The organism is Aquipseudomonas alcaligenes NBRC 14159, from assembly GCF_000467105.1.
Classification (GTDB): Bacteria; Pseudomonadota; Gammaproteobacteria; order Pseudomonadales; family Pseudomonadaceae; genus Aquipseudomonas; species Aquipseudomonas alcaligenes.
On record NZ_BATI01000002.1, the window covers coordinates 14,203 to 40,339 of the forward strand.

A 26,137-nucleotide genomic window follows, 5' to 3' on the forward strand; every position below is an offset into this window, starting at 1 on the left:
ATCAATGAAGAAAACTCTACTGATCATGCTTCTAGGCACTCTGCTACTCGGCTGCCATCGCTTCTTGGACTACTCCGCTAACCCAACAAACTTCAATTCTCCTGCCGGGGCTATTGAGCTTCTTGAGCGAATATTTCACGAGGACTACGGCAAGCAGAAAGTCGAATCGGTCGCCGTTTACCCGAAATACATCCTCCTGGGTGACGGAATAGTCTCAAGCAGCAGCGGTACCGCTGTTGCTGCCCCAATTGGCAGCGGTGCAATTGCATCGGGAACTACGACAACAGTTACCCAGCATGCAGGACAGCGGCTTTACTTCAGCTCGCTTGGGAAAAGCACCATCCATCAGCGACGTCTACGCTCGGGCCGCTATGTAGTGATCGTGAGAGCGCATGATGGAGCCGAACTCAGGAAGGTCAGCATGCGCACTCTGACCGATGCAGAACGCTTTGTAGACGCCATCGAATATCTAAAGCAAAACGCGCAATAGAGCTGTAGGGCGGGTTAGCCGCATCGCGGCTTAACCCGCCAAGCGTTATTTCGTCCGGCCCCCATGGCGGGTTACGGCCTGCGGCCTAACCCGCCCTACGCCTTGCGCTTGCTCCAGGCGCCCAGCTCCTTCATCAGCGCCCGCTCCTGGCCGGCGATACCGCGCAGCATCTCGGCGATGGGGCGGAAATCCGGCGCCTCGCCCTTGCTGCGGCTGGCGCGCACGCAGGCCGAGGCGAACTGGCGCCAGTCGTCGCCGATGGCGGTCAGACGTGCAGAGGCCTCGCCCAGCTCGGCCGCGCCGATCTTCTCGCCGGCCTCCTGCAGGAAGCTGGCGTACATGAAGCGGAAGCCGGCGCCGCCGGTGCCGATTTCTTCCTGCATGCGCACGATGTGGGTCAGGTACAGGCGGTTGTACTTGGCCTGCGTCGGATCAAGCAGTTCGACCTGTTTGGCCAGGTGCTGGATGCCACGGATGCCGATCCACGGCAGCGGCATGCCGTCGAGGATGCGCGTGGTGCCGAGCACGGCCTGGCGGACCAGCTTCCCCCAGTCCTGCTCCCGGGGCACGTCGTCGAGCCAGTACATCAGGCCCTTGGCCGCCAGCGCGCCCTTGGCGAAACGCGCCTTCTGCAGGTCGGCGGCGGCGCAGCGCACCGGCTCTTCGAACACCGGGTCGCTGATCAGGTACTCGTCGCCGTCGCGGCCGTAGGCCAGCAGGTTGTGCGCGTTGAAGTGGAAGCGCATCTCCGGCGGGAAGTACGGCAGCCAGAACACCGAGCTCTGCAGGCCGGCCAGGCGGCCCTGGTCGAGCAACGCATCCAGCTCGCGGCGGCCCTGCTCGGGGTTGCCGAAGGTACGGCTGTTGAGGCGCGCGCCGAGGCGCTTGCTCAGGGTCTTGATCAGGTGTTTGGGCGGCATGCGGTAGGCAATCAGCGGCATGCCGCTGAGCTTGACGATCGGCAGATAGGCGAAGGCCAGGCCCGAGGCCAGGCCGAAGGCCATCGGCTCGCTCATCGGCAGGCCGGCGTGACTCAGCAGGCTGGCCATCACCCCGCTCTCGCAGTGGGCGCTCTGGCGGTGCTGGAAGTGCGGTTCGAAGCTGCTCATGCCGGGGCCTTCTGGTAGCAGATCAGTTGTTCCACCGGCAGGCCGAAGGCTTCGGCGTAACGGGCGAGGATGGATGCGCTCAGGCGCCGGTAGATGGCCGGGCGAAAGTGCCGGCGGATGCGCCACTGGAACAGCCCGGTGATCTGCGCCAGCGCCGGTTCGTCCAGGCGGTAGCGGTACATCAGGCACTTCAGCGGCGACAGCTCGCCGCGCTGCCAGGCCGCCTCGGCCTCGGCTTCCTGGGCCTCCAGTTCGGCCACGGCCAGCTGGGTGGCGTAGGCCTCGGTGTCCCAGCCGTCGCTCTGCGCGCGCTGGTAGTGGCCCTCGGCGTCCACGGCGTAGACCAGCTTGCTGTGGCCGCCGTAGGTGGAGCTGTGATCCTGGGGAACCTCGTCAAGCTTCATCGCCGACCACCGTCAGATGCATGAATGCGCTGGAGAAGCGCCCGCTCTCGGGCACGTAGCAGAGCAGGCGCTCGCCACGGCGCAGGCGGCCGCCGTTGAACAGTTCCTCGAGGATGATGAAGATCGAGGCGGCACCGGTATTGCCCTTGCTGGTCAGGTTGGTGAACCAGCGCTCTTGGGGGATCGGCAGGTCGGCCTCGGCCAGGCCCTCGGCCAGGCGCTCGCGGAAGAACTCGGAGGAGTAGTGCGGCAGGAAGTGGTCGATGTCCGCCGCGCGCAGCGCGCGCTTGTGCAGGATGCGCCTGAGCGCCTCGACCACGGTGACACGGACGATGTTGTCGTTGAGCAGTTTGACGTCCTGCTTGATCGCCATCACCGAGCGGCGGTTGCGCTCGTCGGCGTCGAAACGACTCCAGCCGGTCAGGCCACCCTCCTCCATCTCGGCGCCGGCGTACATGCACGGCGGCATCTGGTCGGCGAAGGAGAGGATGTCGATCCAGTCGATGCGCAGGCTCAGCCCGCCGGCATTGGGGCGGTCCTGCAGCCACACGGCGCCAGCGCCGTCGGAGAGCATCCAGCGCAGGAAGTCCTTCTCGAAGGCGATCTCCGGATGGCTCTCCAGCTCCTCGCTGCGGCGCTCGTACTCGGCGTCGAAGTTGCGTGCCTGCATCAGCGTGGAGGCCACCTCCGAGCCGCAGGCCACGGCGTTGCGGCTCTCGCCGCTGGCCACGCTGAGGTAGGCGTACTTCAGCGCAGTAACGCCGCACAGGCAGATGCCGGCGGTGGTCACCACCTCGCTCGGCGGGTTGCCCAGCTCGCCATGCACCATCACCGCGTGGCCGGGCATGGTCTGGTCCGGCGAGGAGGTGCTGGCCACCAGGCAGTCCAGCTCGCCCAGGTCGAAGCCGGGGCCCGCAAGGCCACGGATGGCAGCGGCGCTGATTTGCGCGTTGTTCATCGCCGGCTCGCCGCTGAGCGGATCGATCACGTAGTGGCGGCTCTGGATGCCGTTGCGCTTGAGCACCAGGCGCCGCGCCCGCGACGGCTGGCCGCCGACCAGGCCGAGGCGCTCCTCCATCTGTTCGTTGTCGACCGGGTCGAACGGCAGGTAGGCGCTGATGCGATTGATGAAGACAGGGTTGGCCACGTTGAATCCTCGGGTCACTTCACTCGCCGGACGGACCGGCGAAGTAGGCCTTTTCACGCAGAGTCCGATCCCTGGACAGCGGAGCCAGCAGTTTCTTGAGCAGGGCGCCAAGCGGCACCACGGTGATGATCAAGCAGATCAGAAAGACGATATAGACCACCAGGCCGGCACCGCGGCGACGACTCTGCTGCGGGCCGAGGGCGGAGAGCAGACGGCTCCACAGCTGGAAGCTGCGGTTGCCGACCTTCTCGCTGCCGATCAGCTTCTCGTCGACGCGCACGGCGCCCAGGCCCTTGAGCATCGGCTCGCTGACCGGCAGCGCGTCGCGGGTCAGGCGCTGCGCCATGGCCTCGCCAAAGCGGCTGGCGGCGGCAATCTCGCGCTCTTCGATGCCGGCGCGCGGCACCCAGGCATAGGGCTTCTGCCGGCCGGTGAACATCCACAACGGCGTGGCCAGGAAGCTGGCGGCGGTGCCGCAGGCATCGGTCAGGGCGATGTTGTCGACCAGCCGCGCGCCCAGCTCGGTGAGCTTGGCTTTGACCTTCTCCTGGGCCATCAGCCACATATTGCGGCAGCCGATCAGGGTCACCACCGGGGTGTCCTTGAACAGCCTGGCCGCTTCCGGCGAGGCGAGGAAGCTGGTCACCGGCAGCGATGGCGAAAGGAACCACACCTGGTAGGCGAGGATGATCAGGTCGTAGCGCTTGTCCGCATCCACCTGCAGCGGCAGCAGCGGCTGCGGACGCATCAGCACCGTCTCGGGGAAGATGCGGAAGAAGCCGAGGAACGGCCAGGGAAAGGGAAACGGCTGGGCCGGCTGCAGCGGCAGGTAGTCGACCTGCACGCCGGAGGCTTTTTCCAGGGGAGCGCATACCGACCGGACCAGACGGTCCAGCTGGCCGGTTTGGGAAAAATGAACCACTAAAACCTGACGCATCCCTTGGCAAATCCCTGCAGAATGGCCGGATTATGCCACAGCGATTTCTTCAAACCGTAACCTGGCCATGCCTGGCAACGCTGCTGTTCGTCAGCTCGCCGGCGTGCGCGGGGGATATTCTGGTCAGGGTCGAGGGCATACAGGCCAGCGGCAACCTGTATCTGGCGCTGGCGCCCGCCGACCGCGACGACTGGGGCGACCGCCCGCTGCAGCAGCTGCACGCCGAGACCGGCGAGCTGCGCCTGCGCGACGTGCCGCCGGGGCGCTATGCCGTGCAGCTGTACCAAGACAGCAACGGCAATGGCCGGCTCGACCTCAGCCCGCGCGGCGTGCCGCAGGAGCCGGTGGGTTTCTCGGGCAACCCGTCGCTGGTCAAGGGCAAGCCCTCGCCGCGGGCCTGCCTGTTCATCCACGGCGAGGCGGACAGCCTGGTCACGCTACGCCTGCAGAACCCGCGCAAGCGCCGCTAGGGCGCGATCTGCGCATCCGCTACGCGCCAGATCAGCGCATCGGTGTCGTAGCCGCGCGCGCGCGCCTCGGTCAGCAGCTGCTCGCGGATCTCGGCCGAGACCTGCGGGGTGCGCGACAACAGCCAGAGGTACTCGCGATTGGGGTTGCCGACCAGCACGTGCTGATAGTCCTGATCCAGGTAGAGCACCCAGTAGTCGCCCTTGGCCACGCCGGGGAAAAGCGCGCTGAACCAGTTGTCGAAGCTCACCCACAGCTTGTCGGTGCGCCCGGCCTGCTGGGCCACGGCACGCCCGCGTGCCTCGATCCACTCGCCCTCCAGGGTGCGGCAGCGGTTGGTCACACCGATGCTGCCATCGTCCTGCAGCAGGTAGTGCGCCTCGGACTGGGCACAGTTGCGCTGGAAGAACATCGGCAGGCGCGCTAGTTCGTACCAGGTGCCCTGGTAGCGCTGCAGATCAACCTGGCCGGCGCTGGCCGGCGGCGCTTCCGCGGACGAACTGGCGCAGCCGGCCAGCAGGGCAAGTGCCAGGGTGCAGAACAGGGCACGCATCATTTCAGCCCCTGGCCGGAAAACAGCATCACCTTGTCCGCGGCGAACTGCACGCTGATGAAGGCCTTTTCATCGCCCCAGGTGCAGCTGGTCAGGCCGATGGCGCCGGAGCATTCGGTCGGACTGCCGAGCAGGCTCTCCACTTCGCTCTTGGCCATGCCGGCCTTGAGCTTGGAATAGTTTTCCTGGTTGATCTTGCTGCAGGCGGCCAGCAGGACACAGGCGACGAGTACAGCGACAGAGCGCAGCGACATGACGAACTCCTGAGGGAAAGAAACTGCGACAGAGCTTGGCACAGGACCGACTCGATTGCGCCCCTTGAGACTTCAGAAACGCGAACCCGGTTCCTCGAGAAAGGCCAGTTCCTGCGGAGAGGAAACACGACCGAGCAGAGCGTTGCGGTGGGGGAAGCGGCCGAAGCGACGAATCACCTGGCGGTGACGTTCGGCGTAATCCAGGTAGCCGTCGAACAGCGCACGCTCGGCAGCCGGAGCCTGGTCGCGCAACGCGCCGAAGCGCGCGACCGCCTCGTCCTGCAAAGCCAGGTCCTCGGCATGTTCCAGGACTAGGTAGGCGAACACCCGACGGATCGCCGGCAGATCGTGGTCGAAACCTTGCGCCAGGCCCTCCCGCAGCACCTGCCTGGCGCGCGAGTCGCCGGCGAAGGCCTGCGCTGTGCCGCGATGAATCATGCGCGGCAGCTGGTCGAGCAGCAGGAGCAGCGCCAGGCGCCCTTCGGCACACCCACACCAGTCTTGCAGGCCACCGGCCAGTGCCTGCTCGCAGAGGTCGCCGAAACGGCGACGAGCATCGTCATCCTGCTCGGCGCGGTAGCCGAACCACAGGCCACTGCGCTGCGCCGCTACCTCGCCGGCGGTTACGGCAGCGCCGAACCACCAGTCCAGCAACGGCTGCCAGGCGGGCATGGTTCAGGCCTGGTGATAGCCGGTGACGCGCTCGACTTCTTCCTTCGAGCCGAGGAACACCGCCACGCGCTGGTGCAGGGATTCCGGCCGGATGTCGAGGATGCGCTGGGTGCCGTTGGTGGCGGCGCCGCCGGCCTGCTCGATGAGCATGGACATCGGGTTGGCCTCGTACATCAGGCGCAGCTTGCCCGGTTTCTCAGGCTCACGGGCGTCGCGCGGGTACATGAACAGGCCGCCGCGGGTGAGGATGCGGTGCACGTCGGCCACCATCGAGGCGATCCAACGCATGTTGTAGTTCTTGCCCAGCGGGCCTTCCTTGCCGGCCAGCAGCTCGGAGACATAGCGCTGCACCGGGGCTTCCCAGTGACGCTGGTTGGACATGTTGATGGCGAATTCGGCGGTGCTTTCCGGGACGCGGATGTTTTCGTGGGTGAGCACGAAGCTGCCCATTTCGCGATCCAGGGTAAAGCCCATCACGCCGTCGCCGAGGGTCAGCATCAGCATGGTCTGCGGGCCGTAAATGGCGTAGCCGGCCGCAACTTGCTGGGTACCTGGCTGGAGAAACGCCTCTTCGCCGAGATCGCCGCTTTCGCCATTGCGATCCGGGCAGCGCAGCACGGAGAAGATGGTGCCGACCGAAACGTTGACGTCGATGTTGCTGGAGCCGTCGAGCGGGTCGAAGACTAACAGGTAGGCGCCTTTCGGGTACTTGCCGGGGATCTGGTAGGCGTTGTCCATTTCTTCGGACGCCATGCCGGCCAGGTGGCCGCCCCATTCGTTGGCTTCGAGGAGGATCTCGTTGGAGATCACGTCGAGTTTCTTCTGCACCTCACCCTGCACGTTCTCGGTGCCCATGCTGCCGAGTACGCCGCCCAGCGCGCCCTTGGACACGGCGTGGCTGATTTCCTTGCACGCGCGCGCGACGACTTCGATGAGGAAACGCAGATCGGCCGGGGTATTGTGGCTGCGGGTCTGTTCGATCAGATAGCGGCTCAGGGTGACGCGCGACATGAGGGGCTCCGGAGGAGGAAGTGAAAATCGCGCGCAGTTTACCCGTCTGTGACCGCCGCGTCTCGACCCGCTCGGCGCCCACCGCAAAGAAGTGGGGCCTCGAACGAGGCCCCGGTGTGACTCAGATATCCCAGGACAGGGACAGGTTGATGCCGTGCGAGTCGCTGTCGTCGGCGTCGCGGAAGGTGTACGCACCCCGCACGGCCATGCCCGGAGCGAGCTGGTGGCTGACGCCGAAGCTGGCGCGCCAGGTCTTGTCGTCCGGGGTGTAGCCTTCGAGGGTGTAACCGATGGTCGGCAGGCTACGCAGCGACATGTCGACTTCGCTGGCGTCGTCCTCGTACTCGCGTTCCATCGCCACTTCACCGAACAGACGGGTCTGCTGGCTCAGGTCATACAGGCCCTGCAGGCCGATGCCCAGGCGCTTGGAGTTGCGCTTCTGGTCGCCATACTCCAGCGCGGTCGATCTGACGCTGTCCTCGGCGTAGCCGTCCACTTCGACCCGCGCATAGTCGGCGCTGACGAAGGGGCTAAGGTGCCACGGGCTGGAGGCGCTCTGGGCGATGTCGTAGCCGATACGGCCGCTCAGGCTCCACAGGTCGCCATCGGTGTCGCCCTTCTCGCTGCGGGTGGTCTGGCCGAGGTCGAACTGACGTTCGAGATCCTTGTAGTCCAGGTAGCCGACGCTGGCCGCCAGCTCACCCCACCAGCGATTCTGCTGGTACTGGGCGAAGGCGGTGGCCAGGTAGCTGCGCAGGTCGTAGTCGGAGTTGGCTTCCCCGGCCTCCAGGCCCTGCTCGTAGAAACCGGCAGCCAGGCCGACGCGCCAGGCTTCGTCGAGGCGATAGCTGCCGCCGACGTTCAGGCTGTAGCCATTGCCATCGGCGTCGCTCTCGTAGACGTCATAGGACAGGCGCTGACCGCCGCCATTGACGAAGGAGCGCCACTGGCCCACTGCCTGCCAGGCCTCCCAGTCCGCCTGCCACTGCGCGCGCAGCTGGTCCTGGTGCGAACGCAGGGTGCCGTGCGCCATCTCCGGCAGCAGGCTGATCTCCCAGGGCGCGGCCAGCAGCGAGTAGGCATAGTCGGCGATCAGCATCTGGCCGGCGATGGTCGGATGCACGCCGTCGTTGAACAGCAGCTTGGTCGGGTCGGGATTGGTGCCGTTGACACCGTAGATCGGGTTCTCCGTGCAACCGTCACTGTCGAAGCAGGTACCGATCAGGTCCTGATCGGCAGCCAGGCCAAAGGATGCCGGGCTGGCCAGTACCTCGGAGAGCATCAGCGGTACGTTCAGCGGGATGATTTCGGCATCTACGGCGGCCAGCTGGCGCACCAGCTCGTTGTTGAAGTCGACACCCAGTCGCGAAGCCGTGGCCCCCAGCCCGCTGCCGGAAAGCGCAGGTGTCTTGCCCACGTCAGGCAGCAGCCAGACCACGATGTACCGCGCGCCAGCACGCTGCAGAGACTCTACGCTGTCGACCAGACGGCCGGCGGCAGCCTGCGCGGTGGCTGTACTGACGATACGCCCCTGGAGAAAGTCGTTGCCGCCACCGGTGATGTAGTAGAGCGCGTCAGGATCGGCACGCAGGCCGTTGCCAGCCAGGTACTGATCGTTGACCGTATCGAGAATCTGGTCGGTACGGTACCCACCTACCGCCCAGTTGTTGCCTCCCGCATTGGCGGAGGCAAGACCGGCATCACCAAGCCCCAGCTGACCGCCGAGCAGCATCGGCGCTACCGGCCCGTAGGCTTCGCCAGCCCGATAGGTTGGGCCGACCCTGTTGGTGAAACGCACCGAACCATCGGCGTCGGTGAACCAACCCGCATCGCTCAGGCTGTCGCCGAACACGATCAGGTTCGAATAGGGAGAGGCGTGCAGCGGAAGGGATGCACTGGCCAACAGGCAGGCCGCCGCAAGGGGGGTCAGTAAGCGCTTCATCGGAATGTCCTTGTCGTTGTTATTGGACCGGTGGAACTGCGCGACTTTAGCGTGATTTTCCTCTCAATTCACTATGCGCTTGGCCTCGGAGAACTAGTGTTCACCGGGCTTCGCTTGGCGCAACAGACTGAAGGCCATGCCCCCGAGAAGCGCGACACCTGCCAGCAGAACTCCCCACAAGCCCACGCGTTTCCAGTCAGCCGCGAACTGTGCTGCGTCGGCCGCCTGCTGCACCGCAGCCGGCACTTGCTCGGGCGCCGTGGCGCGTCCCAGGCTGGCCAGGCGCTTGGGTTCATAGCCGGGAATAAGAGTCCCCAGCGGCAGCGCCGCGGAGTGCGCCGCGGCATCGCCCAGAGCCAGGCGGTAGGGCGCGGAGCCGCGGGCAAGGAACACCACCTGGGTGCCGCGCACCGCCACGCGGATGGTCGGCGCCTGGCTGCCCAGGCCCCCGCCGCGCGCGTCGACGCGCAGGCGTAGCTGCTGCACCGGCGTGCCCCACAGCTCGATCTCGTTCTGCAGCACCTCCTGGCCATCCTGCGGCAGGCGATACAGCAGGCCACGCGTCAGCGACTGCCATTCGAGCTTGCCGGCGCCGCGCGAGGCCAGGCTGACCGGCGCCAGCACATTGCCCGCCGGCAGCTCGACGCGAATCTTCTGCAAGGGCAGCGACAGCGGCAGCTCCCAGGTATATTCGCCAGACTTGCTGGAACTGGCCGGCAGAGGGGCAGACCAGGCCAGCGGCGGGGCCTGCTCCTGGCTAGCCAGGCTGACCACGCGCGCGGCCAGGAGTGCCGGCGCCTGCTGCGGCGCCTGCCACAGCAGGCGCAGATAGCGCGCCCTGGCGCCGGGCAGGCGTACCTCGCGCTGCTCGACACGCTCGTCGGCAAAACTCAGGCGGGCGATCTGCCCGTCCTCCCAGCGCTGCCAGTGCTGCAGGTCGTCGCTGGCCTCGATGGTAAAGCGCTGGAAGCCCTCCTGCTCGGAACTCCAGTCCAGCTGCAGGCGGTGCAGCGGTTGGTCGAAGGCACTGGCATCCAGCAGCCAGCCACGCAGGATCTGCTCACCCGAGGCGACCTGCTCCGGCGCCACCTCCACCAGGGTGCCGCTGGTACTGCGCTGCACGCGGATGGCCGGTACCGCCTGGGCGTCAGCGGGGCCACTCAGCGGGAACCACTTCACCGCCGCCTCCTGGCGCTGCTCCGCCGGCTGTGAGGTGCCCAGGGTCAGGGCATAGGCCAGCTCCTCGCCCTCGGCATTGAGCACCCGCAGGTCACGCAGGTCGGTATGACGGGCAGCCATCTGCAGCGACAGCGGCAGCTCCAGGCGATACCAGGGCCCCTCGCCTTCCAGCGTCAGCGGTACCTGGGTCGCGTAGTCGGCTTGCGCCAGCGGCGCCATGAGCAGCGTCACCAGGGCCGGTAAGAGGTATTTGTTCATGCGTTCACCTGCTCAGGCTCGGCTTTGCGCGGCGGCAGCGGGGCGAAGTAGCCCACCACCAGCAGCAATACGCCGACGCCGATAAAGGAAATGATGCGTTCCAGGCCGCCACGGTTGCCGAGTTCGACGAAGAACAGCTTGGCCACCACCACGGCGATCAGTACCGCGCCCAGCAGCCACAGCTCGCGGCGTCCGCGCAGGTGGCCGAGGATCATCAGCGGCAGAGCGATCAGGGTCCAGACAATGGATAGCCCGGCCTGCACCAGCATCGAGTCGAGCAGCGCATCCAGCTCGTAGGGCACGCCGCCCCAATGATGGGCCGCGCGGAATACGCTGGCGGTCAGCACCACGAACAGCGAGGCACCGGCGACGGTCTGCGCGATGCGCTCGCCATACGCCGCCAGCCCCAGCTGCGGCAGGCCGCCACGCAGCCAGGTGTAGATCGCCAGCAGTACCAGCAGCATGCCCAGCTCCAGCGGGTTGAGCAGCGGCAGGTAGGGCAACGGATCTGCGCTGCCATCGCTGGCGATGTTGGCCAGCCACAACCAGCCGAGCATCAGCAGCGCCAGTGGCGCGGCCGCCAGCACGCGGTATTCGCGCGGGTAGGCCGCCACCGGCCAGGGCCAGGCGCGCGGTGCGGCCATGGCCAGGAGGAAGGCACTCGGCAGCACGGCCCAGCCCAGCCAGCGCCAGGCGTTGTAGTGCTCGGCCAACAGCATCAGGCCATAACGCAACTCCAGGGCCAGCACGCCGAGCATCAGCCAGCAGCCCAGCACATGGGCGGCGCTGCGCACGCCCGCCGGCAGCAGTTCCGCCAGGCGCTTGAGCGACCACAGGTGCACGGCAAAGACCAGGCCCCAGCCGAGCCAGCCGAACCCCGCGGCCGGATGGTAAAAACGATGCCCCAGATGCAGCAGGATGACCACTGCAGCCGGCACCAGCAAGGTGCCCAGCAGCGCCAACGCACGCCAGCGCAGACGCCCGGCCAGCCAGGCCCACAGCGCCACGCTGAGCGCCGCCAGGGCCAGCAGCACCGCGCCCTGCAGGTCAGCGGCGACGAAGCGCAACACCTCGCTGGCCAGCGCCAGCACCCACCAGCCGGCACCCCAGGCCAGCAACAGCTGCGCCAGACGCTGCAGGCTGAGGCTACCCAGCGTACCGGCCTGCTGACGCAACAGGACATGACGCAGACGCCAGGCGCCGATCTGCGCCGCCAGGGCCAGCACCAGCGGTGCCCAGAAGCCGGCATGCGCCAGCGGGCGCAGACCTTCGCTCGGCAGCGAGCCGAGCAACAGCGGGCTGGCGGCGAGGAAGGCAATACCGCCGACCACCTGCAGCAGCAGGCCGAACAGGAAGCTGGCGCGCAGCTGCAGGTGCAGGCTGAGCCAGAGGATCAGCAGGCCCGTGCCGGCCCATACCGCCGCAGCGCTCTGCCAGGGCAACACGAACAGTACCGCCAGGTTGACGAAAACCAGGCCGACCAGCATCACCAGCGACAGGCCGCGCATCAGCCGGCGATCCTCGCTGACCAGCTTGTCGCGCACCGCGATCAGCATGCCGGCGACCAATGCCAGACCGATCAGCGAGCAGACCATGAGACCGCGCCAGCCGGAGTAGAACACCCCGGATTCGCCCAGCCCGCTGCCCTGCATCTGCGTGAGGAATACCGCGCCACCGAGCAACTGCACGGCGAAGGCCGTGAACAGGAAACTGCGCGCCTGCAGGCGCAGGCCGACGAACAGGGTGGCCAGCCCCGCCAGCGCCCAGGCGATGGCCGTACCCTCGGCGCCGAAACACAGCGGCGCAATCAGGTAGAGGAACAGCAGGCCCGCCACCGCCAGCCAGGGCAAGCCACGACGTTCACAGTCGCGAATCGCCTCGAGCGGCGCCCGGCGCAGCTGCCTGTAGCTGAACAGCAGCGCCACGCCGAGCATCAGCGCACCCAGCGGCGCACCGTCGAGCAGGTTGTCGTAGCCGATATCGACCTGGCCGAGGAAAGCCAGCGCCGCGCCCACCTGCAGCAGCAGGGCGAAGATACGCGCCAGCGGCCGCCCCTGGCGCAGCCCCAGCCAGTAGATGCCGGCACCCTCCACCGCCCAGGCGGCGGAGGTCCAGCGCGCATCTAGGCCCAGCGGGATGGCCAGGGTGGCGAACACCACGCCCAGGGCCAGGCAGGTTTCCATCAACAGCAGCACGTTGCGTCCGCGCAGCAGGCGCGCCAGCACCAGGTAGAACAGGCCGAGGCCCAGGGCGCTGAAGGCGGCGGCGAGCTCGATGTGCTGGACGATGGCGTACTGCAGGCCGAAGCCCACCAGCGGCGGACCGAACAGCACGGTGGCGTCGACATAGTCGGCGCGCCCGCGCGACCAGCGCAGCAACTCGTCGCGCCCCTCCGGCGCGTCCGCCGCCTCGCGCAGCCGGCGCCGGGCGAACAGCAGACCGATGGCCACGTACATCAGGAAAAACACAATCAGGAACGGCTCGCTGCTCCACAGCAGCTCCGGGGTATAGGAACGCAGGCCCCAAGCGAAGCCAATGCCGAAGGTGCCCAAGAAGCCGACCAGGTTGAGCAGACGCCAGGCCTTGAACCAGGCGATGGCGAGGATGCCGGCATTGAGCAGGATGAAGTAGCTGAACAGCGCTACATGGTTGCCACTGCCGGTGGAGGTGAGGATCGGCGCGGCGAAGCCGCCGAGTGCCGCCGCCACCGCCAGGCCCAGGGCGTTCTGCGCCACGGCGAGGATGGCCGAGAAGGCGGTGACCAGCACCAGCAGGCCGAGCGCCAGCTTGGGGTCGAGCAGCGGGTGCAGGCGCATGGCGGCGAACACCGTCAGGTACAGCACGGCAATGCCGGTGCCCTGCAACATCAGGCCGTAGTTCGGGTTGCGCCGGCGCAACCACCAGCCGAGGCCCAGCAGGGCGATGGCGCTGGCCGCCACGCCGGCATAGCGCAGTTCCACCGGCACCACCATGCCTTCGGTGGCGTAACGCAGGAGGAAGGCCAGGCCGAGGAACAGCAGCACCACACCGACGCGCAGCACGGTATTGCCGCCCAGCAGCCAGGCCTGGGCGATGTCGATGGCACGTTCGATGGGCGAAGGCTCACGCGGCGGCGCCGGCGGGCGCGGGATGGCCGGCCGCGGCGACTGGGGTTGCGCAGGCGCCGCGGCGGGCTGCATGGCCACCGCAGCGGCGGGCAGCTCCGGCAGCTCCCAGACCAGCTCGTCGGCCGGGTTCTCGGGCAGCGGCTGCGGCGCGACCGGCAGCGGAATCGGGACCGCGGCCGCTTCGGCCTCGGGTTTGGGCGGGACATCAGCGACGGCAGCAGGCGCCGCGGGCTCGGCAGTCGCCGACTGGCCACTCTCCAGCCTTGTCAGCCGCTCGACCATGGCCATGGTGCCGCGCTCGAAGCGCTCGGCGAAGCCTTTCAGCTCCTCGCGCAAGCGCGCATTGTCGGCGCCGAGCTGCTGCAGGCGCAGCGCCTGGCCCAGGCCCAGGCCGATCAGGCCGCCGAGCAGGGCGGAGATCACCGATTCACCGGCCAGTGCGCCCAGCACCAGGCCGACCAGCATGAAGATCCATTGCATGCGTTGTATCCCTGCGAGACCCGCGAACGACGTGGGGCGCACCGAGTATATCGGCGCGCCCTGCCTCCCACACAGAGACGTAGGTCAACTGGCGCACAGACACAACGCTTCGCAGGCTTACGTTCTTCCGGACAACGCAATCCCACGCCCACAGAAACGCAAAAGCCCCGCCGAGGCGGGGCTTTGCATCACCGAAACGCGCTTAGAACTGCGCGGCGTCCAGCAGGTACAGCGACTCGCTACCGGCCTTGACCGAGGCGGTCAGCGAGTGGATGCGCGGCAGCAGGCGGGCGAAGAAGAAGCGCGCGGTGCCCAGCTTGCTGGCGTAGAAGTCGTCCTGACCTTCCTTGCCCAGCGCGGCGCGGGCCATCAGGGCCCACATGTAGGCGTAGGCGGTGTAGCCGAACACGTGCAGGTACTCCACCGAAGCAGCGCCGATTTCGTTCGGGTTGGCCTTGGCCTGGTCGATGACCCAGGCGGTCAGCGCATCGAGGTTTTCCACGGCGGCCTTCAGCGGGCCGGTGAACTCGGCCAGCGAGGCGTCGGCGGAAGCGACGAAGCCCTTGATCTCGTCGGACAGGTGCTTGTAGAAGCTGCCACCGCTGCCGACGATCTTGCGACCCATCAGGTCCAGCGACTGGATGCCGTTGGTGCCTTCGTAGATCTGGGTGATGCGGCAGTCACGGATCAGCTGCTCCTGGCCCCACTCGCGGATGAAGCCGTGGCCGCCGAAGATCTGCTGGCCGTGCACGGTAGTTTCCAGGCCCATATCGGTGAGGAAGGCCTTGGCCACCGGGGTCAGCAGGGCGACCAGCTCCTCGGCACGCTTGGCGGTTTCCTTGTCTTCGCTGTACTTGGCGGTGTCCAGCTGCATGGCGACATAGCTGGAGAAGGCACGACCGCCCTCGTTCAGCGCCTTCATGGTCAGCAGCATGCGGCGCACGTCCGGATGCACGATGATCGGGTCGGCGGCTTTTTCCTTCGCCACCGGGCCGGTCGGCGCGCGGCTCTGGATACGCTCGCGGGCGTACTCGACGGCGCTCTGGTAGGAACGCTCGCCCAGGGCCAGGCCCTGGATGCCGACGCCCAGACGCTCGTAGTTCATCATGGTGAACATGGCGTTGAGGCCCTTGTTCACTTCACCGACCAGGTAGCCGGTGGCGCCGTCGAAGTTCATCACGCAGGTGGCCGAAGCCTTGATGCCCATCTTGTGCTCGATCGAGCCGCAGCCCAGCGAGTTCTTCGCACCCAGCGAACCATCGGCATTGACCATCACCTTCGGCACCAGGAACAGCGAGATGCCCTTCGGGCCGGCCGGGGCGTCCGGCAGCTTGGCCAGCACCAGGTGGATGATGTTCTCGGTCAGGTCATGCTCACCGCCGGTGATGAAGATCTTGGTGCCGGAAATCTTGTAGCTGCCATCGGCCTGCGGTTCGGCCTTGGTGCGGATGATGCCCAGGTCGGTACCGGCGTGCGGCTCGGTCAGGCACATGGAACCGGCCCAAACACCGGCGTACATGTTCGGCAGGTACTGCTGCTTCAGCTCTTCGCTGGCGTGGTTGAGGATCGACAGGCAGGCGCCGGCGGTCAGCATCGGGTACAGGCCGAACGACAGGTTGGCCGAGTTGACCATTTCCTCGACCTGGGCACCGATCACTTTCGGCATGCCCATGCCGCCGAACTCCGGCGAACCACCAACGCCGACCCAGCCGCCTTCGGCGTAGGTCTGGTAGGCCTCGGGGAAGCCGGCCGGGGTTTTCACCGCGCCGTCGACCCAGGAGCAGCCTTCTTCATCGCCACTGCGGTTCAACGGAGCGATGGTGCCGCCACTGACCTTGCCGGCCTCTTCGAGAATGGCAGCCGCAGTATCGGCATCGACCACCTCGGCCAGGCCAGGGAGCTCGGCCCACAGCTTGGAAACGTCGAAGACTTCATTGAGAACGAAGCGCATGTCGCGCAGGGGAGCTTTGTAGTCGGCCATGGAACGATCCTCGGGAGCAACGGAACGGCCGACGATCCGGCCGTTTCAACATGGCCCGGAGTCTATCCGAACACAAAAACAGGACATAGGTTCAGGTTGTGGACTATCGGTCACGCCGCAGGCGCTACTCGGCGACAGCCGCGACCCGCACCGCACCACGACGGCTTTCACCCTGCGCCACCACGCAGTTGCGCCCGGCTTTCTTGGCCGCGTAAAGGGCCTTGTCGGCACAGCGAATCACCTCGTCGACGGAACGCTGCTGCAGCTCACGCTCGGCCACGCCGATACTGATGGTCACCGATACACTGCCGGCCCCGCCGGGCCTGCGCCGCTGGCGCCCCTCCTTGTCGCTCTTCGGGCGCTGCTGGCGATCACGCAGCTGCAGCGGATACTTCTCGACCGCCTCGCGCACCGCCTCCAGATGCGGCCGACACTCGTCCAGCGACTTGCCGGGAAACACCAGGGTGAACTCCTCACCCCCGTAGCGGTAGGCCTTGCCGCCGCCACCGACCTTGCGCAGCTGGCTGGCGACCAGCTTGAGCACTTCGTCGCCAACGTCGTGGCCGTGGGTGTCGTTGAATTTCTTGAAGTGATCGACGTCGGCCATGGCGATCACGTAATTGCGCCCCAGGCGCTCCAGGCGATCGTTCAGCGCGCGGCGCCCGGGCAGCCCGGTGAGTTCGTCGCGATAGGCCATCTGATAGGCCTCGTGCACCACCGCCGCCACGATCATCAGCATCACCAGGCTGCTCATCACCTGCAACGCATGCGGCAAGATGAAGGTGTTGGGCAGCATCCACAGCAGCCCGAGCAGGCCTAGCAACAGCGCCGCATGTAGCGGCCGCGGCTGGCGCAGGTACTGCACCGCGAGCAGCACACCGGCGATCAGGAACAGCGGGTAGGCGAGCTGGATCAGGCTCATCCACTGCCCATGCCAGAGCGGCCAATGTATCTCCGTCAACCAGCCCTGCAGCCCAGCGGGGAAGCGCCGCGCCAGGGCCAGCGCAGTGCCGCCGATAGCCAGCAGCACGGCGGCTCGCGCCACCATGTCCTGCAGCAGGTGGCTACGCTCGCGCCAGGCGCCGAACAGGCCGTACAGCAACGGCAGCAGCAAACTGCACAGATGGAACACCAGCGCGGCATCCTGGCGCACCTGGCCCTGCTCGCGGAAGTGATCGGTCTGGATGTCCAGCAGGAAGTAGGCGAGGTAGACCACCACCAGCAGGGAGAACTCGCGCTGGCGGCCATAGACCACGCAGAAGGCGCCGCCCAGCAGCAGGAGCAGGGTCGGCAGCACGTTGAACAGCGACAGGAAAAACTCGCTCAGCTCCCCCAGGCGCGCCACGGCCAGGCCGGCCAGCAGCAGTGGCAGGGCGGTCAGCAGATGGTCGGGGCGGTAGGCGCTTAGACGAGGCACGGGCAACGGAGCATTGGCTGGGATGATGCGGCATTCTGCCTGCATCGCACGCAAAGGGCAGCGGAAATCCTTCGCATTCCGTCGTGCATTTTCCTCGACCCATAAAAAAACCGCAGCCCGAAGGCTGCGGTTTTCTGACCTGAGGTCGGACCGGACTTAGTAGCCCAGAGCGAAGTGCTCTTCGTCCATTTCCATCAGGTTGTTGGCGCCGGACAGCATGGCTTCGACGTGGGCACGAGTACGCGGCAGGATGCGCTGGAAGTAGAAGCGCGCGGTCTGCAGCTTGGCCTTATAGAAAGCTTCGTCGTCGGTACCAGCAGCCAGCTTCTCGGCGGCCAGGCGCGCCATGTCGGCCCAGAAGTAGGCCAGGCAGGCGTAGCCGGAGTACATCAGGTAGTCCACGGAAGCGGCACCGACTTCTTCGCGATCTTTCATCGCAGCCATGCCGATCTTCATGGTGATGTCGCCCCACTCCTTGTTCAGCTGAGCCAGCGGAGCAACGAGGCCCTTGATGGCTTCGTTGCCTTCGTTGGCCTGGCAGAACTTGTGCACGATCTTGGTGAAGTTCTTCAGCGCGCCGCCCTGGGTCATCAGGACCTTACGACCCAGCAGGTCGAGGGCCTGAACGCCGGTGGTGCCTTCGTACATCATCGAGATACGGCAGTCGCGCATGTTCTGCTCCATGCCCCACTCGGCGATGAAGCCGTGGCCGCCATAGATCTGCATGCCGTGGGAGGACGCTTCGAAGCCGACTTCGGTCATGAAGGCCTTGGCGATCGGAGTCAGGAAAGCCAGCAGCTCGTCGGCGGCCTTCTTCTCTTCTTCGTCCTGGCTGTACTTGACCAGGTCAACCTGCTTGGCAGCGAAGTAGACCATGGCGCGGTTGCCTTCGGCGAAGGCCTTCATGGTCAGCAGCATGCGACGCACGTCCGGGTGGACGATGATCGGGTCGGCCGCTTTGTCCGGCGCTTTCGGACCGGTCAGGGAACGCATCTGCAGACGCTCGCGAGCGTACTTCAGGCCGCCCTGGAAGCCGATTTCGGCGTGGGCCAGACCCTGCAGGGCGGTACCCAGACGAGCAGTGTTCATGAAGGTGAACATGCAGTTCAGGCCTTTGTTGGCCGGGCCGATCAGGTAGCCAGTGGCACCGTCGAAGTTCATCACGCAGGTGGCGTTGCCGTGGATGCCCATCTTGTGCTCGATCGAGCCGCAGGAAACGCTGTTGCGCTGACCGGCGGAGCCATCGGCGTTCGGCAGGAACTTCGGCACGATGAACAGGGAGATACCCTTGGTGCCCTGCGGGGCGTCGGGCAGGCGGGCCAGCACGATGTGGACGATGTTGCCCGACATGTCGTGCTCACCGGCGGAGATGAAGATCTTGGTGCCGGAAACCTTGTAAGAACCGTCGGCCTGGGGCTCAGCCTTGGTGCGCAGCATGCCCAGGTCGGTACCGCAGTGCGGCTCGGTCAGGCACATGGTGCCGGTCCACTCGCCGGAAACCAGCTTGGTCAGGTAGACGTGCTTCTGCTCGTCGGTACCGTGCTCGGAGATGGTGTTCATGGCGCCGTGCGACAGGCCCGGGTACATGCCCCAGGACCAGTTGGCTTCGCCAACCATTTCGCTGATGGCCAGACCCAGGGATTCCGGCAGGCCTTGGCCGCCGTGCTCGACGTCATGGGCCAGGCTCGGCCAGCCGCCTTCGACGAACTGCTGGTAGGCTTCCTTGAAGCCGGTCGGGGTCTTCACGCCTTCCGGAGTCCAGGTGCAGCCCTCGATGTCACCCACACGATTCAGCGGAGCGATTACCTGCTCGCAGAACTTGGCGCCTTCTTCGAGGATGGCGTTGACCATGTCCGGGGTAGCATCTTGGCAAGCCGGCAGGCTCTGATAGTGCGCTTCGTAGCCGAGCAGTTCGTCGCGAACGAAGCGGATATCACGCAAGGGGGCCTTGTACTCAGGCATAGCGGTAAACCTCTACGGTGGATTCCTTAGTGTTAGGGTGACCGAGCGAATCGGTCATGTGCGGGATGACTCCCGACGCCCGGCAGGCACGAACCGGCCCAGCAATCAAACAGGCGTTTGAAACATACGTTTACGCCCTACCCTTGTCAAGCACCCGCCAGGAGCCGTTCAGGCCAGCAGATCGACCGTTGGCACCGGGGCCTGCAGCTGGGCCAGACGCAGGTACAGGTCCAGTCTAGGCGGTGGCGCGCTGGGTTGCCGCTGCTGATCCGCCGTATCTTCCTCGCGAGCCTTGCGCTCCTCCTCCGCGGCGAGGCGCTCCTCGCGCAGCGCGGCACGCTCCTCGGCGGCGCTGGTCGCTTCTTCGCGACGCAACTGCGCCAGCTCGGCGCGTGCCTGAGTCGCCTGGGCTGCGGCCTGTGCTGCGACGCGGCGGTCCTGGGCGGAGGGCTCGGCGGGCGCCAGGGCGGCGCGCTGCACCAGCTCCATCTTGCGCAGGGTCGCCTCGGGATCATTGGGAATGGGGCTGCTGTCGATGCTGACTTCGCCACCAATGGCGTAGCGCTTGCCATCTGGGCCGCGAGTGAAGGTGTAGGTGGGGGCTCCGGCATAGGCGCCGCCGACCGCCGCATGAGCCTGCTCGTGAGCACGCACCTCGCGATCACGACTGGCCAGCTCGGCAATCTCCAGCTGCTCCTGGCGTTGCTGCTGGGCTTCGCGGGGGGATGCCTTTTCCTCTTCCGCCTCGCCGCGTGCCGGGCTGGCCGCCTCGTCGCGCAGAACCGTATCGTCGGTAGAGGTGACTGACTGGCCGGAGGGCAGCGACTCTGCGCTGGGTGCAGGCTGGGAAAGACTGGACGAAACGGGGCGGGCCGCCTGGGACAACGGCAGAGGCGCGACATAGAGCGTAGCGCTGCCGATCTGCATCAGACCCTCCTCGCCGCGGGGCGAGCCCTCTATTTACTGCGGCGCTGACGCTCCGGTCAGGCGCGGGTGTCGATCAGCGTGCCCAGCACTTCGTCGGCGGTTTCCACCACCCGCGCGCTGGCCTGCACTTCGTTACGCCCCTGCATCAGGCCGACCAGGCTCTCGGCCATGTCGGCCTGGGTGTTGGCCTGGCTCTGCGGGCTCGGTTCGACCTGCTGGGCCGGTGGTGTCTCGGCCGGCGCCTGCGTGGGCAGGGTATTGCTGGCGATCTCGCTGGCCGCCTGCTCGACACGGCGCTGCCCGGCCTGAATGCCGCTGAGACCCGAACTGAAAGCGTTACCAGAGATTTCCATGCTTACGACTCCCTCACGGGACAGACTCATGCTTGCAATTGAAGCAGAAAATGCTCAAAAAACGTACAAGCAAAGTGCGATGGCCGATCAGCGGCTTATAACGCCGACAAACTCAGGTGCGCTGCCACCGCCGCGGGGGTCGCCACGGCCAGACGCGGCACCCGCCCCAGGCAGGACGCTGGCAGGCGCTCGGCCAGGGTCGCCAGGTTCTCCTCCAGGCGCGAGGTCTGTGGATCGACGATATTGGCCACCCAGCCCGCCAGATGCAGGCCGTCGCGAGCGATGGCCTCGGCGGTCAACACCGCGTGATTGATGCAGCCCAGGCGCACGCCGACCACCAGGATCACCGGCAACTCCAGCGCCACGGCCAGGTCGGCCAGGGTCTCGCGCCCGGCCAGCGGCACACGCCAGCCACCAGCGCCCTCGACCAGGGTGAAATCGGCGCCACGCGCCAGCACCTGCTGTACCGCCGGGCGCAAGCGCGCCACGCTCAACTCGACAGCCGCCTCGCGCGCAGCCAGGTGCGGCGCGATGGCGGGTGCGAAGGCGAAGGGATTGACCTCGGCATAGTCCAGCGCCAGCGAGCACTGCCCGAGCAGGGCCAGCGCGTCGTCGTTGCGCAGCCCCGCGGCCGTCTGCTCGCAGCCGGAGGCCACCGGCTTGGCCGCCGCCGTGCTAAGCCCGGCCAGGCGGGCGGCGTGCAGCAGGCCCGCGGCGATGGTGGTCTTGCCGATCTCGGTGTCCGTGCCGGTGACGAAGAAGGCTTTGGCCATGGATGTCACTCCTGGAAATCGTGGGGCGCTGGGCCCTTAATCAGGCCGCCGCAGCACGCCGTAGACCACCTGATAGGTGGCCGGCAGGCCAGCCGCCTGACGGAAATGTTCGTAGGCCTCGACCAGGGCGCGAATGCGCGCACGCCCGGTGAGGCCGTCGGGACGCCCCGGATTGAGGTTGTGCGCGCCCAGGGCCTTGAGTTCATGGGTCAGCGCGCGCAGGTCAGGAAAATGCAGGACCCGGGCCTGGCGCTCCAGCGTCAGCACCTGCAGCCCACTGGCGGCACACAGTGCCTGGTAGCCCTCGAAGCGGCGGAAGCGATTGACGTGGACGAACCCATCCACCGCCTGCCAACTGTCGCGCAGCTCCTGCAGGGTACCAACGCACAGGCTGCTGAACGCCAGCACGCCACCTGGCCGCAGCACGCGGCGCGCTTCGCCGAGCACGGCGGCGAAATCGCCACACCATTGCACGGCCAGGCTGGAGAACATCAGGTCGAGGCTGCCATCACGCAGCGGCAGACGCTCGGCATCGCCAGCGATGAAATGGCCCGCCCCACCCTGCGGCCGGGCGTGGCGCAGCATGCCCTCGGCCAGGTCCAGGGCCACACCTTCGGCCTGTGGGTAACGCTCGGCCAGGCGCCGGGTGAAATGCCCGGTGCCACTGCCCAGGTCCAGCCAGCGGGTCGGCAGCAATGGCGGCAGGCGTTGCAGCAGTTCACCGCCGACCGCGCGCTGCAATTCGGCAACGCTGTCGTAACTCGCCGCCGCCCGGGAAAAGGATTCGGCCACCCGGCGCTTGTCCGGCAGTGCAGCATCAGACATCGCCGGCCTCGGTGATAAAGGCATGAATGGCGGCGGCCACCTCGTGCGGGCGCTCCAGCGGGAAGGCGTGGCTGACCTCCTCGATCAGCCCCACCTCGATATCCGGCTGCAGTGACAGCAGCTCGCCGGCCACCTCGGCCGGCACCAGCGCGTCGGCACCAGCCAGCAGGTGCAGCTGTGGCCCGGCGAAGCGCTGCAGGGCGCTGCGCCCGTCGAAGTTGCCGAGCACTTCCAGGCCGGCCAGCAGCACCTCGGGGGCCAGGTGCGGCGCTGCGGCCTGCAGCTGACGGGCCAGGCCGCGCGCCTCGCTCGAACCCTGGGTGCAGAGCAGGCTGAAGCGCTTGAGCGTGGCCGCCGGATGGTCACGGCAGCCGGCGACGAAGGCGTCGAAAGTGGCCTCGTCCATGCCATACGGCCAGTCTGCCCCGGCGACGAAACAGGGGTTGCTGGCCAGGGTCAGCAGGCCGCGGCAGCGCTCGCCGCGCAGAGCTGCCAGCTCACTGGCGAGCATGCCGCCGAGCGACCAGCCGCCCAGCCAGGTGTGTGGCGGCAAGCGCTCGTCCAGCTCCAGCAGCCAGTCGCGCGGCTCGCCAGAACTCAGCTCGGGCAGCGGCTCGATATCCACCCTGAGTGCCGGGTCGAGCCCGCGCAGAGCCTCGGCCAGCACTTCCAGCGGCAGGCTACCCAGGCCCCAGCCCGGTAGCAGGATCAGATGATCACGCATCCTGGTTCACCAATGGCCAGCACTCGGCCAATGCGCCCAGCAAGCGCTCCAGCTGCGCCTCGCTGTGGGCGGCGGACAAGGTCACGCGCAGGCGTGCGCTGCCGGCCGGCACGGTCGGCGGGCGGATGGCGCCGACCAGCAGGCCACGCGCCTTGAGCAACGCGGAGAGTTTGAGCGCCCGCTCGCTGTCGCCGACCAGGATCGGCTGGATCGGCGTCGGGCTGGCCATCAGGCTCAGGCCGATCTCGGAGGCGCCGGCGCGGAAGCGGGCAATCAGCCGGTTGAGATGTTCGCGGCGCCAGCCTTCCGTGCGCAGCAGTTCGAGGCTCTTCAGCGTGGCGCAGGCCACGGCCGGAGGCTGGCTGGTGGTGTAGATGTAGGGGCGGGCGAACTGGATCAGCGTCTCGACCAGCTCCTCGCTGCCGGCGACGAAGGCGCCGGCGGTGCCGAAGCCCTTGCCCAGGGTGCCGACCAGCACCGGCACGTCCTCGATCCGCAGGCCGAAATGCTCGACGATGCCGCCGCCGGTGGCGCCCAGCGGGCCGAAGCCATGAGCGTCATCGACCATCACCCAGGCACCCTTGCTGCGGGCTTCGGCGCACAGCGCCGGCAGGTCGGCCAGGTCGCCGTCCATGCTGAACACGCCATCGGTGACCACCAGGGTGTTGCCTTGCGTACGCTCCAGGCGCTTGCTCAGGCTGACCGCATCGTTGTGCAGGTAGCGCGAAAAGCGCGCGCCGGATAGAAGGCCGGCATCCAGCAGCGAGGCGTGGTTGAGGCGGTCCTCCAGCACCGTATCGCCCTGCCCGACCAGCGCGGTGACGGCAGCCAGATTGGCCATATAGCCGGTGGAGAACAGCAGCACGCGCGGGCGGCCGGTAAACGCGGCCAGGGCTTCTTCCAGTTCGTGGTGAGGCGAGCTGTGGCCGATCACCAGGTGCGACGCTCCGCCGCCCACACCCCATTGTTCCGCGCCAGCGCGCAGCGCCGCAATCACCTCGGGGTGACTGGCCAGGCCCAGGTAGTCGTTGGAACAGAAGGCCAGCAGCGGGCGGCCGTCGACCACCACCTCGGGCCCCTGCGGACTCTCCAGCAGCGGACGCTGGCGGTAGAGGTGGGCGGCGTGGCGCTCGGCTAAACGGGCGGCGAGATCGAATGTCATGGCGAAGTTCGCGAGCTGGGCTACGGACACCCCTCTCCCGCCGGGAGAGGGGGAGGTGCGGGCCGCGCAGGCTGAGGGACAGCCCCTCATCCGGCGCTGCGCGCCACCTTCTCCCGGAGGGAGAAGGGTATTCAGGCCGACGCGGCGTCGTAGAACAGCTTGGAGTCGCGCTGCTCGGCCAGAGCCTGCTCGATGGCGGCCTGATGCACTTCGTCGGCATGCTCCTCGCGCTCCTCGGGCTTGATGCCGAGACGCGCGAACAGTTGCATGTCCTTGTCGGCCTGCGGGTTGGCCGTGGTCAGCAGCTTCTCGCCGTAGAAGATCGAATTAGCGCCGGCCATAAAGGCCAGGGCCTGCATCTGCTCGTTCATCGCCTCGCGACCGGCAGAGAGGCGTACGTGCGACTTCGGCATCATGATCCGCGCCACGGCGAGCATGCGAATGAAGTCGAACGGATCGACGTCCTTCTCGCCAGCCAGCGGCGTGCCCTCGACCTTGACCAGCATATTGATCGGCACCGACTCCGGATGCTCGGGCAGATTGGCCAGCTGAATCAGCAGGCCGGCGCGGTCGTCCAGCGACTCGCCCATGCCGAGGATGCCGCCGGAGCAGATCTTCATCCCCGCCTCGCGCACGTAGGCCAGGGTCTGCAGGCGCTCGGAGTAGGTGCGGGTAGTGATGATGTTGCCGTAGAACTCCGGCGAGGTGTCCAGGTTGTGGTTGTAGTAGTCGAGGCCGGCGGCGGCCAGCGCGCGGGTCTGCTCCTGGTCGAGCTTGCCCAGGGTCATGCAGGTCTCCAGGCCCAGTGCCTTGACGCCTTCGACCATTTTCAGCACGTAGGGCATGTCCTTGGCCGACGGGTGCTTCCACGCCGCGCCCATGCAGAAGCGGGTGGAGCCGATGGCCTTGGCCTCGGCGGCCGCCTCCAGCACCTTCTGAACCTCCATCAGCTTTTGCTTGTCCAGGCCGGTGTTGTAGTGGCCGGACTGCGGGCAGTACTTGCAGTCCTCGGGACAGGCGCCGGTCTTGATCGACAGCAGGGTGGAAACCTGCACGCGGTTCGGATCGAAGTGCATGCGGTGCACGGTCTGCGCCTGGAACAGCAGGTCGTTGAACGGCTGCTCGAACAGCGCCTTGACCTCGGCGAGGGACCAATCGTGACGGGTGGCGGTGGCGACGCTGGCGCTCATGGGGTGATTCCTTGTTCTAGGCTGTGCAACACGGCCGAGGCATCGTCAAGGGAAGGACCATGCGCTGTCAACCATTCGCGGACGACCAGGTTTACATCTGGACAAAAAACAAACAAACCTGCCTGCTGTGCAATGACCCGGCAGACACCGCGCAACCGCTGTGCAGCGCCTGCGAGGCCGAACTGCCTTGGCTCGGCGGGCACTGCGCGATCTGTGCGCTGCCACTGCCCGGCACGGGGCTGACCTGCGGCGCCTGCCTCAAACGACCGCCGGCCTTCGCCCGGGTCGAAGTGCCGTGGTGCTACGATTTCCCGGTCGACAGCCTGATCACCCGCTTCAAGCATCAGGCGCAGTGGCCTTTGGGACGTCTGCTGGGCGACCTGCTGTCACATCATCTGCAGCACGCCTTCGCCGAAGGGCTGCCGCGCCCCGACTGCCTTCTGGCGGTGCCGCTAGGGCGCAGGCGCCTGCGCCAGCGCGGCTTCAATCAGAGCGAAATGCTCGCCCGCTGGCTGGGCACCGATCTGCAGCTGCCGGTGCACAGCGACTGGCTACTGCGCCCGCGGGAGGGCGCGCACCAGCAGGAACTGGACGCCGCCGCGCGCAAACGCAATCTGCGCCAGGCCTTTGCCCTGTCGGAGCGGGCCGCCGTAACCGGGCTGCATCTGGCGCTGGTCGATGATGTGCTGACCACCGGCGCTACCGCCGAAGCCCTGGCCCGCCTGCTGCTCAGGGCTGGCGCCCGGCGCATCGATGTCTATTGCCTGGCGCGCACGCCCAAACCAGGCGATTGAATGGCTACACTGGTCGCC

At 67.0% G+C, this 26,137-nt stretch carries 24 protein-coding genes; 3 read left to right on the forward strand and 21 right to left on the reverse strand.

Features of this window, described 5'->3' with window-relative positions; all coding sequences use genetic code 11:
- Positions 1 to 4: 4 nt before the first annotated feature.
- The gene (locus PA6_RS00420) at positions 5 to 490 is read left to right on the forward strand and encodes a hypothetical protein (RefSeq protein WP_021698874.1); all 486 of its coding nucleotides are present in this window, start codon (positions 5 to 7) and stop codon (positions 488 to 490) included.
- Positions 491 to 585: 95 nt separating this feature from the next.
- Here PA6_RS00420 and PA6_RS00425 read toward each other — a convergent pair whose 3' ends face one another.
- The 4 genes from PA6_RS00425 to PA6_RS00440 are packed head-to-tail and all read right to left on the reverse strand — an operon-like array spanning position 586 to position 4,087.
- Positions 586 to 1,599 (reverse strand): BtrH N-terminal domain-containing protein, encoded by a 1,014-nt coding sequence (locus PA6_RS00425; RefSeq protein ID WP_021698875.1) that lies wholly within the window; start codon positions 1,597 to 1,599, stop codon positions 586 to 588.
- Positions 1,596 to 2,003 carry a hypothetical protein gene (locus PA6_RS00430; protein ID WP_021698876.1) on the reverse strand — a complete coding sequence of 136 codons (408 nt, stop codon included), beginning with the start codon at positions 2,001 to 2,003 and terminating at the stop codon, positions 1,596 to 1,598. Before PA6_RS00430 ends, PA6_RS00425 begins: the two co-directional genes overlap by 4 nt.
- Complete coding sequence (locus tag PA6_RS00435; RefSeq protein ID WP_021698877.1) at positions 1,993 to 3,150, reverse strand: beta-ketoacyl-ACP synthase III; 1,158 nt, start codon at positions 3,148 to 3,150, stop codon at positions 1,993 to 1,995. The genes PA6_RS00430 and PA6_RS00435 overlap by 11 nt, the downstream gene beginning before the upstream one ends.
- Before the next feature lie 19 nt (positions 3,151 to 3,169).
- A complete protein-coding gene (locus PA6_RS00440) occupies positions 3,170 to 4,087 on the reverse strand; it encodes a hypothetical protein (RefSeq protein WP_021698878.1) in 918 nt (305 codons plus the stop codon).
- 32 nt (positions 4,088 to 4,119) lie between these two features.
- Here PA6_RS00440 and PA6_RS00445 point away from each other — a divergent pair, with 32 nt between their 5' ends.
- Positions 4,120 to 4,557 (forward strand): DUF2141 domain-containing protein, encoded by a 438-nt coding sequence (locus tag PA6_RS00445; protein ID WP_021698879.1) that lies wholly within the window; start codon positions 4,120 to 4,122, stop codon positions 4,555 to 4,557.
- On the opposite strand, the gene PA6_RS00450 is transcribed toward PA6_RS00445, so the two are convergent.
- The 17 genes from PA6_RS00450 to bioB form a co-directional block, all read right to left on the reverse strand.
- Entirely contained in the window at positions 4,554 to 5,108 is a 555-nt protein-coding gene (locus PA6_RS00450; RefSeq protein WP_043216105.1) for a lipocalin family protein, read from the reverse strand. The two genes, PA6_RS00445 and PA6_RS00450, sit on opposite strands and share 4 nt — an antisense overlap.
- Positions 5,108 to 5,362 carry an outer membrane protein assembly factor BamE domain-containing protein gene (gene bamE / locus PA6_RS00455; protein WP_021698881.1) on the reverse strand — a complete coding sequence of 85 codons (255 nt, stop codon included), beginning with the start codon at positions 5,360 to 5,362 and terminating at the stop codon, positions 5,108 to 5,110. The genes PA6_RS00450 and bamE overlap by 1 nt, the downstream gene beginning before the upstream one ends.
- Before the next feature lie 72 nt (positions 5,363 to 5,434).
- Positions 5,435 to 6,034: a DUF924 family protein gene (locus PA6_RS00460; protein WP_021698882.1), complete on the reverse strand. Its 600-nt coding sequence runs from the start codon at positions 6,032 to 6,034 to the stop codon at positions 5,435 to 5,437.
- 3 nt (positions 6,035 to 6,037) lie between these two features.
- Positions 6,038 to 7,045 carry a class 1 fructose-bisphosphatase gene (locus PA6_RS00465; RefSeq protein ID WP_021698883.1) on the reverse strand — a complete coding sequence of 336 codons (1,008 nt, stop codon included), beginning with the start codon at positions 7,043 to 7,045 and terminating at the stop codon, positions 6,038 to 6,040.
- Positions 7,046 to 7,166: 121 nt separating this feature from the next.
- Complete coding sequence (estP, locus tag PA6_RS00470; RefSeq protein WP_021698884.1) at positions 7,167 to 8,987, reverse strand: esterase EstP; 1,821 nt, start codon at positions 8,985 to 8,987, stop codon at positions 7,167 to 7,169.
- A gap of 93 nt (positions 8,988 to 9,080) precedes the next feature.
- On the reverse strand, positions 9,081 to 10,424 hold the full coding sequence (locus tag PA6_RS00475; RefSeq protein WP_021698885.1) for a DUF3999 domain-containing protein: 1,344 nt from the start codon (positions 10,422 to 10,424) through the stop codon (positions 9,081 to 9,083).
- Positions 10,421 to 14,011 carry a DUF2339 domain-containing protein gene (locus PA6_RS00480; protein ID WP_021698886.1) on the reverse strand — a complete coding sequence of 1,197 codons (3,591 nt, stop codon included), beginning with the start codon at positions 14,009 to 14,011 and terminating at the stop codon, positions 10,421 to 10,423. Before PA6_RS00480 ends, PA6_RS00475 begins: the two co-directional genes overlap by 4 nt.
- A 202-nt stretch (positions 14,012 to 14,213) precedes the next feature.
- On the reverse strand, positions 14,214 to 15,992 hold the full coding sequence (locus tag PA6_RS00485; RefSeq protein WP_021698887.1) for an acyl-CoA dehydrogenase C-terminal domain-containing protein: 1,779 nt from the start codon (positions 15,990 to 15,992) through the stop codon (positions 14,214 to 14,216).
- 124 nt (positions 15,993 to 16,116) lie between these two features.
- On the reverse strand, positions 16,117 to 17,409 hold the full coding sequence (locus PA6_RS00490) for a GGDEF domain-containing protein (protein ID WP_043216107.1): 1,293 nt from the start codon (positions 17,407 to 17,409) through the stop codon (positions 16,117 to 16,119).
- 156 nt (positions 17,410 to 17,565) lie between these two features.
- Entirely contained in the window at positions 17,566 to 19,371 is a 1,806-nt protein-coding gene (locus PA6_RS00495; RefSeq protein ID WP_021698889.1) for a phenylacyl-CoA dehydrogenase, read from the reverse strand.
- 168 nt (positions 19,372 to 19,539) lie between these two features.
- The gene (locus PA6_RS00500; protein WP_021698890.1) at positions 19,540 to 20,298 is read right to left on the reverse strand and encodes a putative metalloprotease CJM1_0395 family protein; all 759 of its coding nucleotides are present in this window, start codon (positions 20,296 to 20,298) and stop codon (positions 19,540 to 19,542) included.
- Between the two features lie 56 nt (positions 20,299 to 20,354).
- Positions 20,355 to 20,651: a hypothetical protein gene (locus PA6_RS00505; protein ID WP_021698891.1), complete on the reverse strand. Its 297-nt coding sequence runs from the start codon at positions 20,649 to 20,651 to the stop codon at positions 20,355 to 20,357.
- Between the two features lie 95 nt (positions 20,652 to 20,746).
- Positions 20,747 to 21,424: a dethiobiotin synthase gene (bioD, locus tag PA6_RS00510; protein WP_021698892.1), complete on the reverse strand. Its 678-nt coding sequence runs from the start codon at positions 21,422 to 21,424 to the stop codon at positions 20,747 to 20,749.
- A gap of 36 nt (positions 21,425 to 21,460) precedes the next feature.
- Positions 21,461 to 22,249, reverse strand: coding sequence for a malonyl-ACP O-methyltransferase BioC (gene bioC / locus PA6_RS00515; protein ID WP_021698893.1), 789 nt, complete (start codon positions 22,247 to 22,249; stop codon positions 21,461 to 21,463).
- The gene (locus PA6_RS00520; protein WP_021698894.1) at positions 22,242 to 22,973 is read right to left on the reverse strand and encodes an alpha/beta fold hydrolase; all 732 of its coding nucleotides are present in this window, start codon (positions 22,971 to 22,973) and stop codon (positions 22,242 to 22,244) included. Before PA6_RS00520 ends, bioC begins: the two co-directional genes overlap by 8 nt.
- Positions 22,966 to 24,135 (reverse strand): 8-amino-7-oxononanoate synthase, encoded by a 1,170-nt coding sequence (gene bioF / locus PA6_RS00525; protein WP_021698895.1) that lies wholly within the window; start codon positions 24,133 to 24,135, stop codon positions 22,966 to 22,968. The genes PA6_RS00520 and bioF overlap by 8 nt, the downstream gene beginning before the upstream one ends.
- A gap of 131 nt (positions 24,136 to 24,266) precedes the next feature.
- Positions 24,267 to 25,325 (reverse strand): biotin synthase BioB, encoded by a 1,059-nt coding sequence (gene bioB / locus PA6_RS00530; protein WP_021698896.1) that lies wholly within the window; start codon positions 25,323 to 25,325, stop codon positions 24,267 to 24,269.
- Between the two features lie 59 nt (positions 25,326 to 25,384).
- Between bioB and PA6_RS00535 the strand changes: the two genes are divergently transcribed.
- On the forward strand, positions 25,385 to 26,119 hold the full coding sequence (locus tag PA6_RS00535; RefSeq protein WP_021698897.1) for a ComF family protein: 735 nt from the start codon (positions 25,385 to 25,387) through the stop codon (positions 26,117 to 26,119).
- Positions 26,120 to 26,137 lie beyond the last annotated feature (18 nt).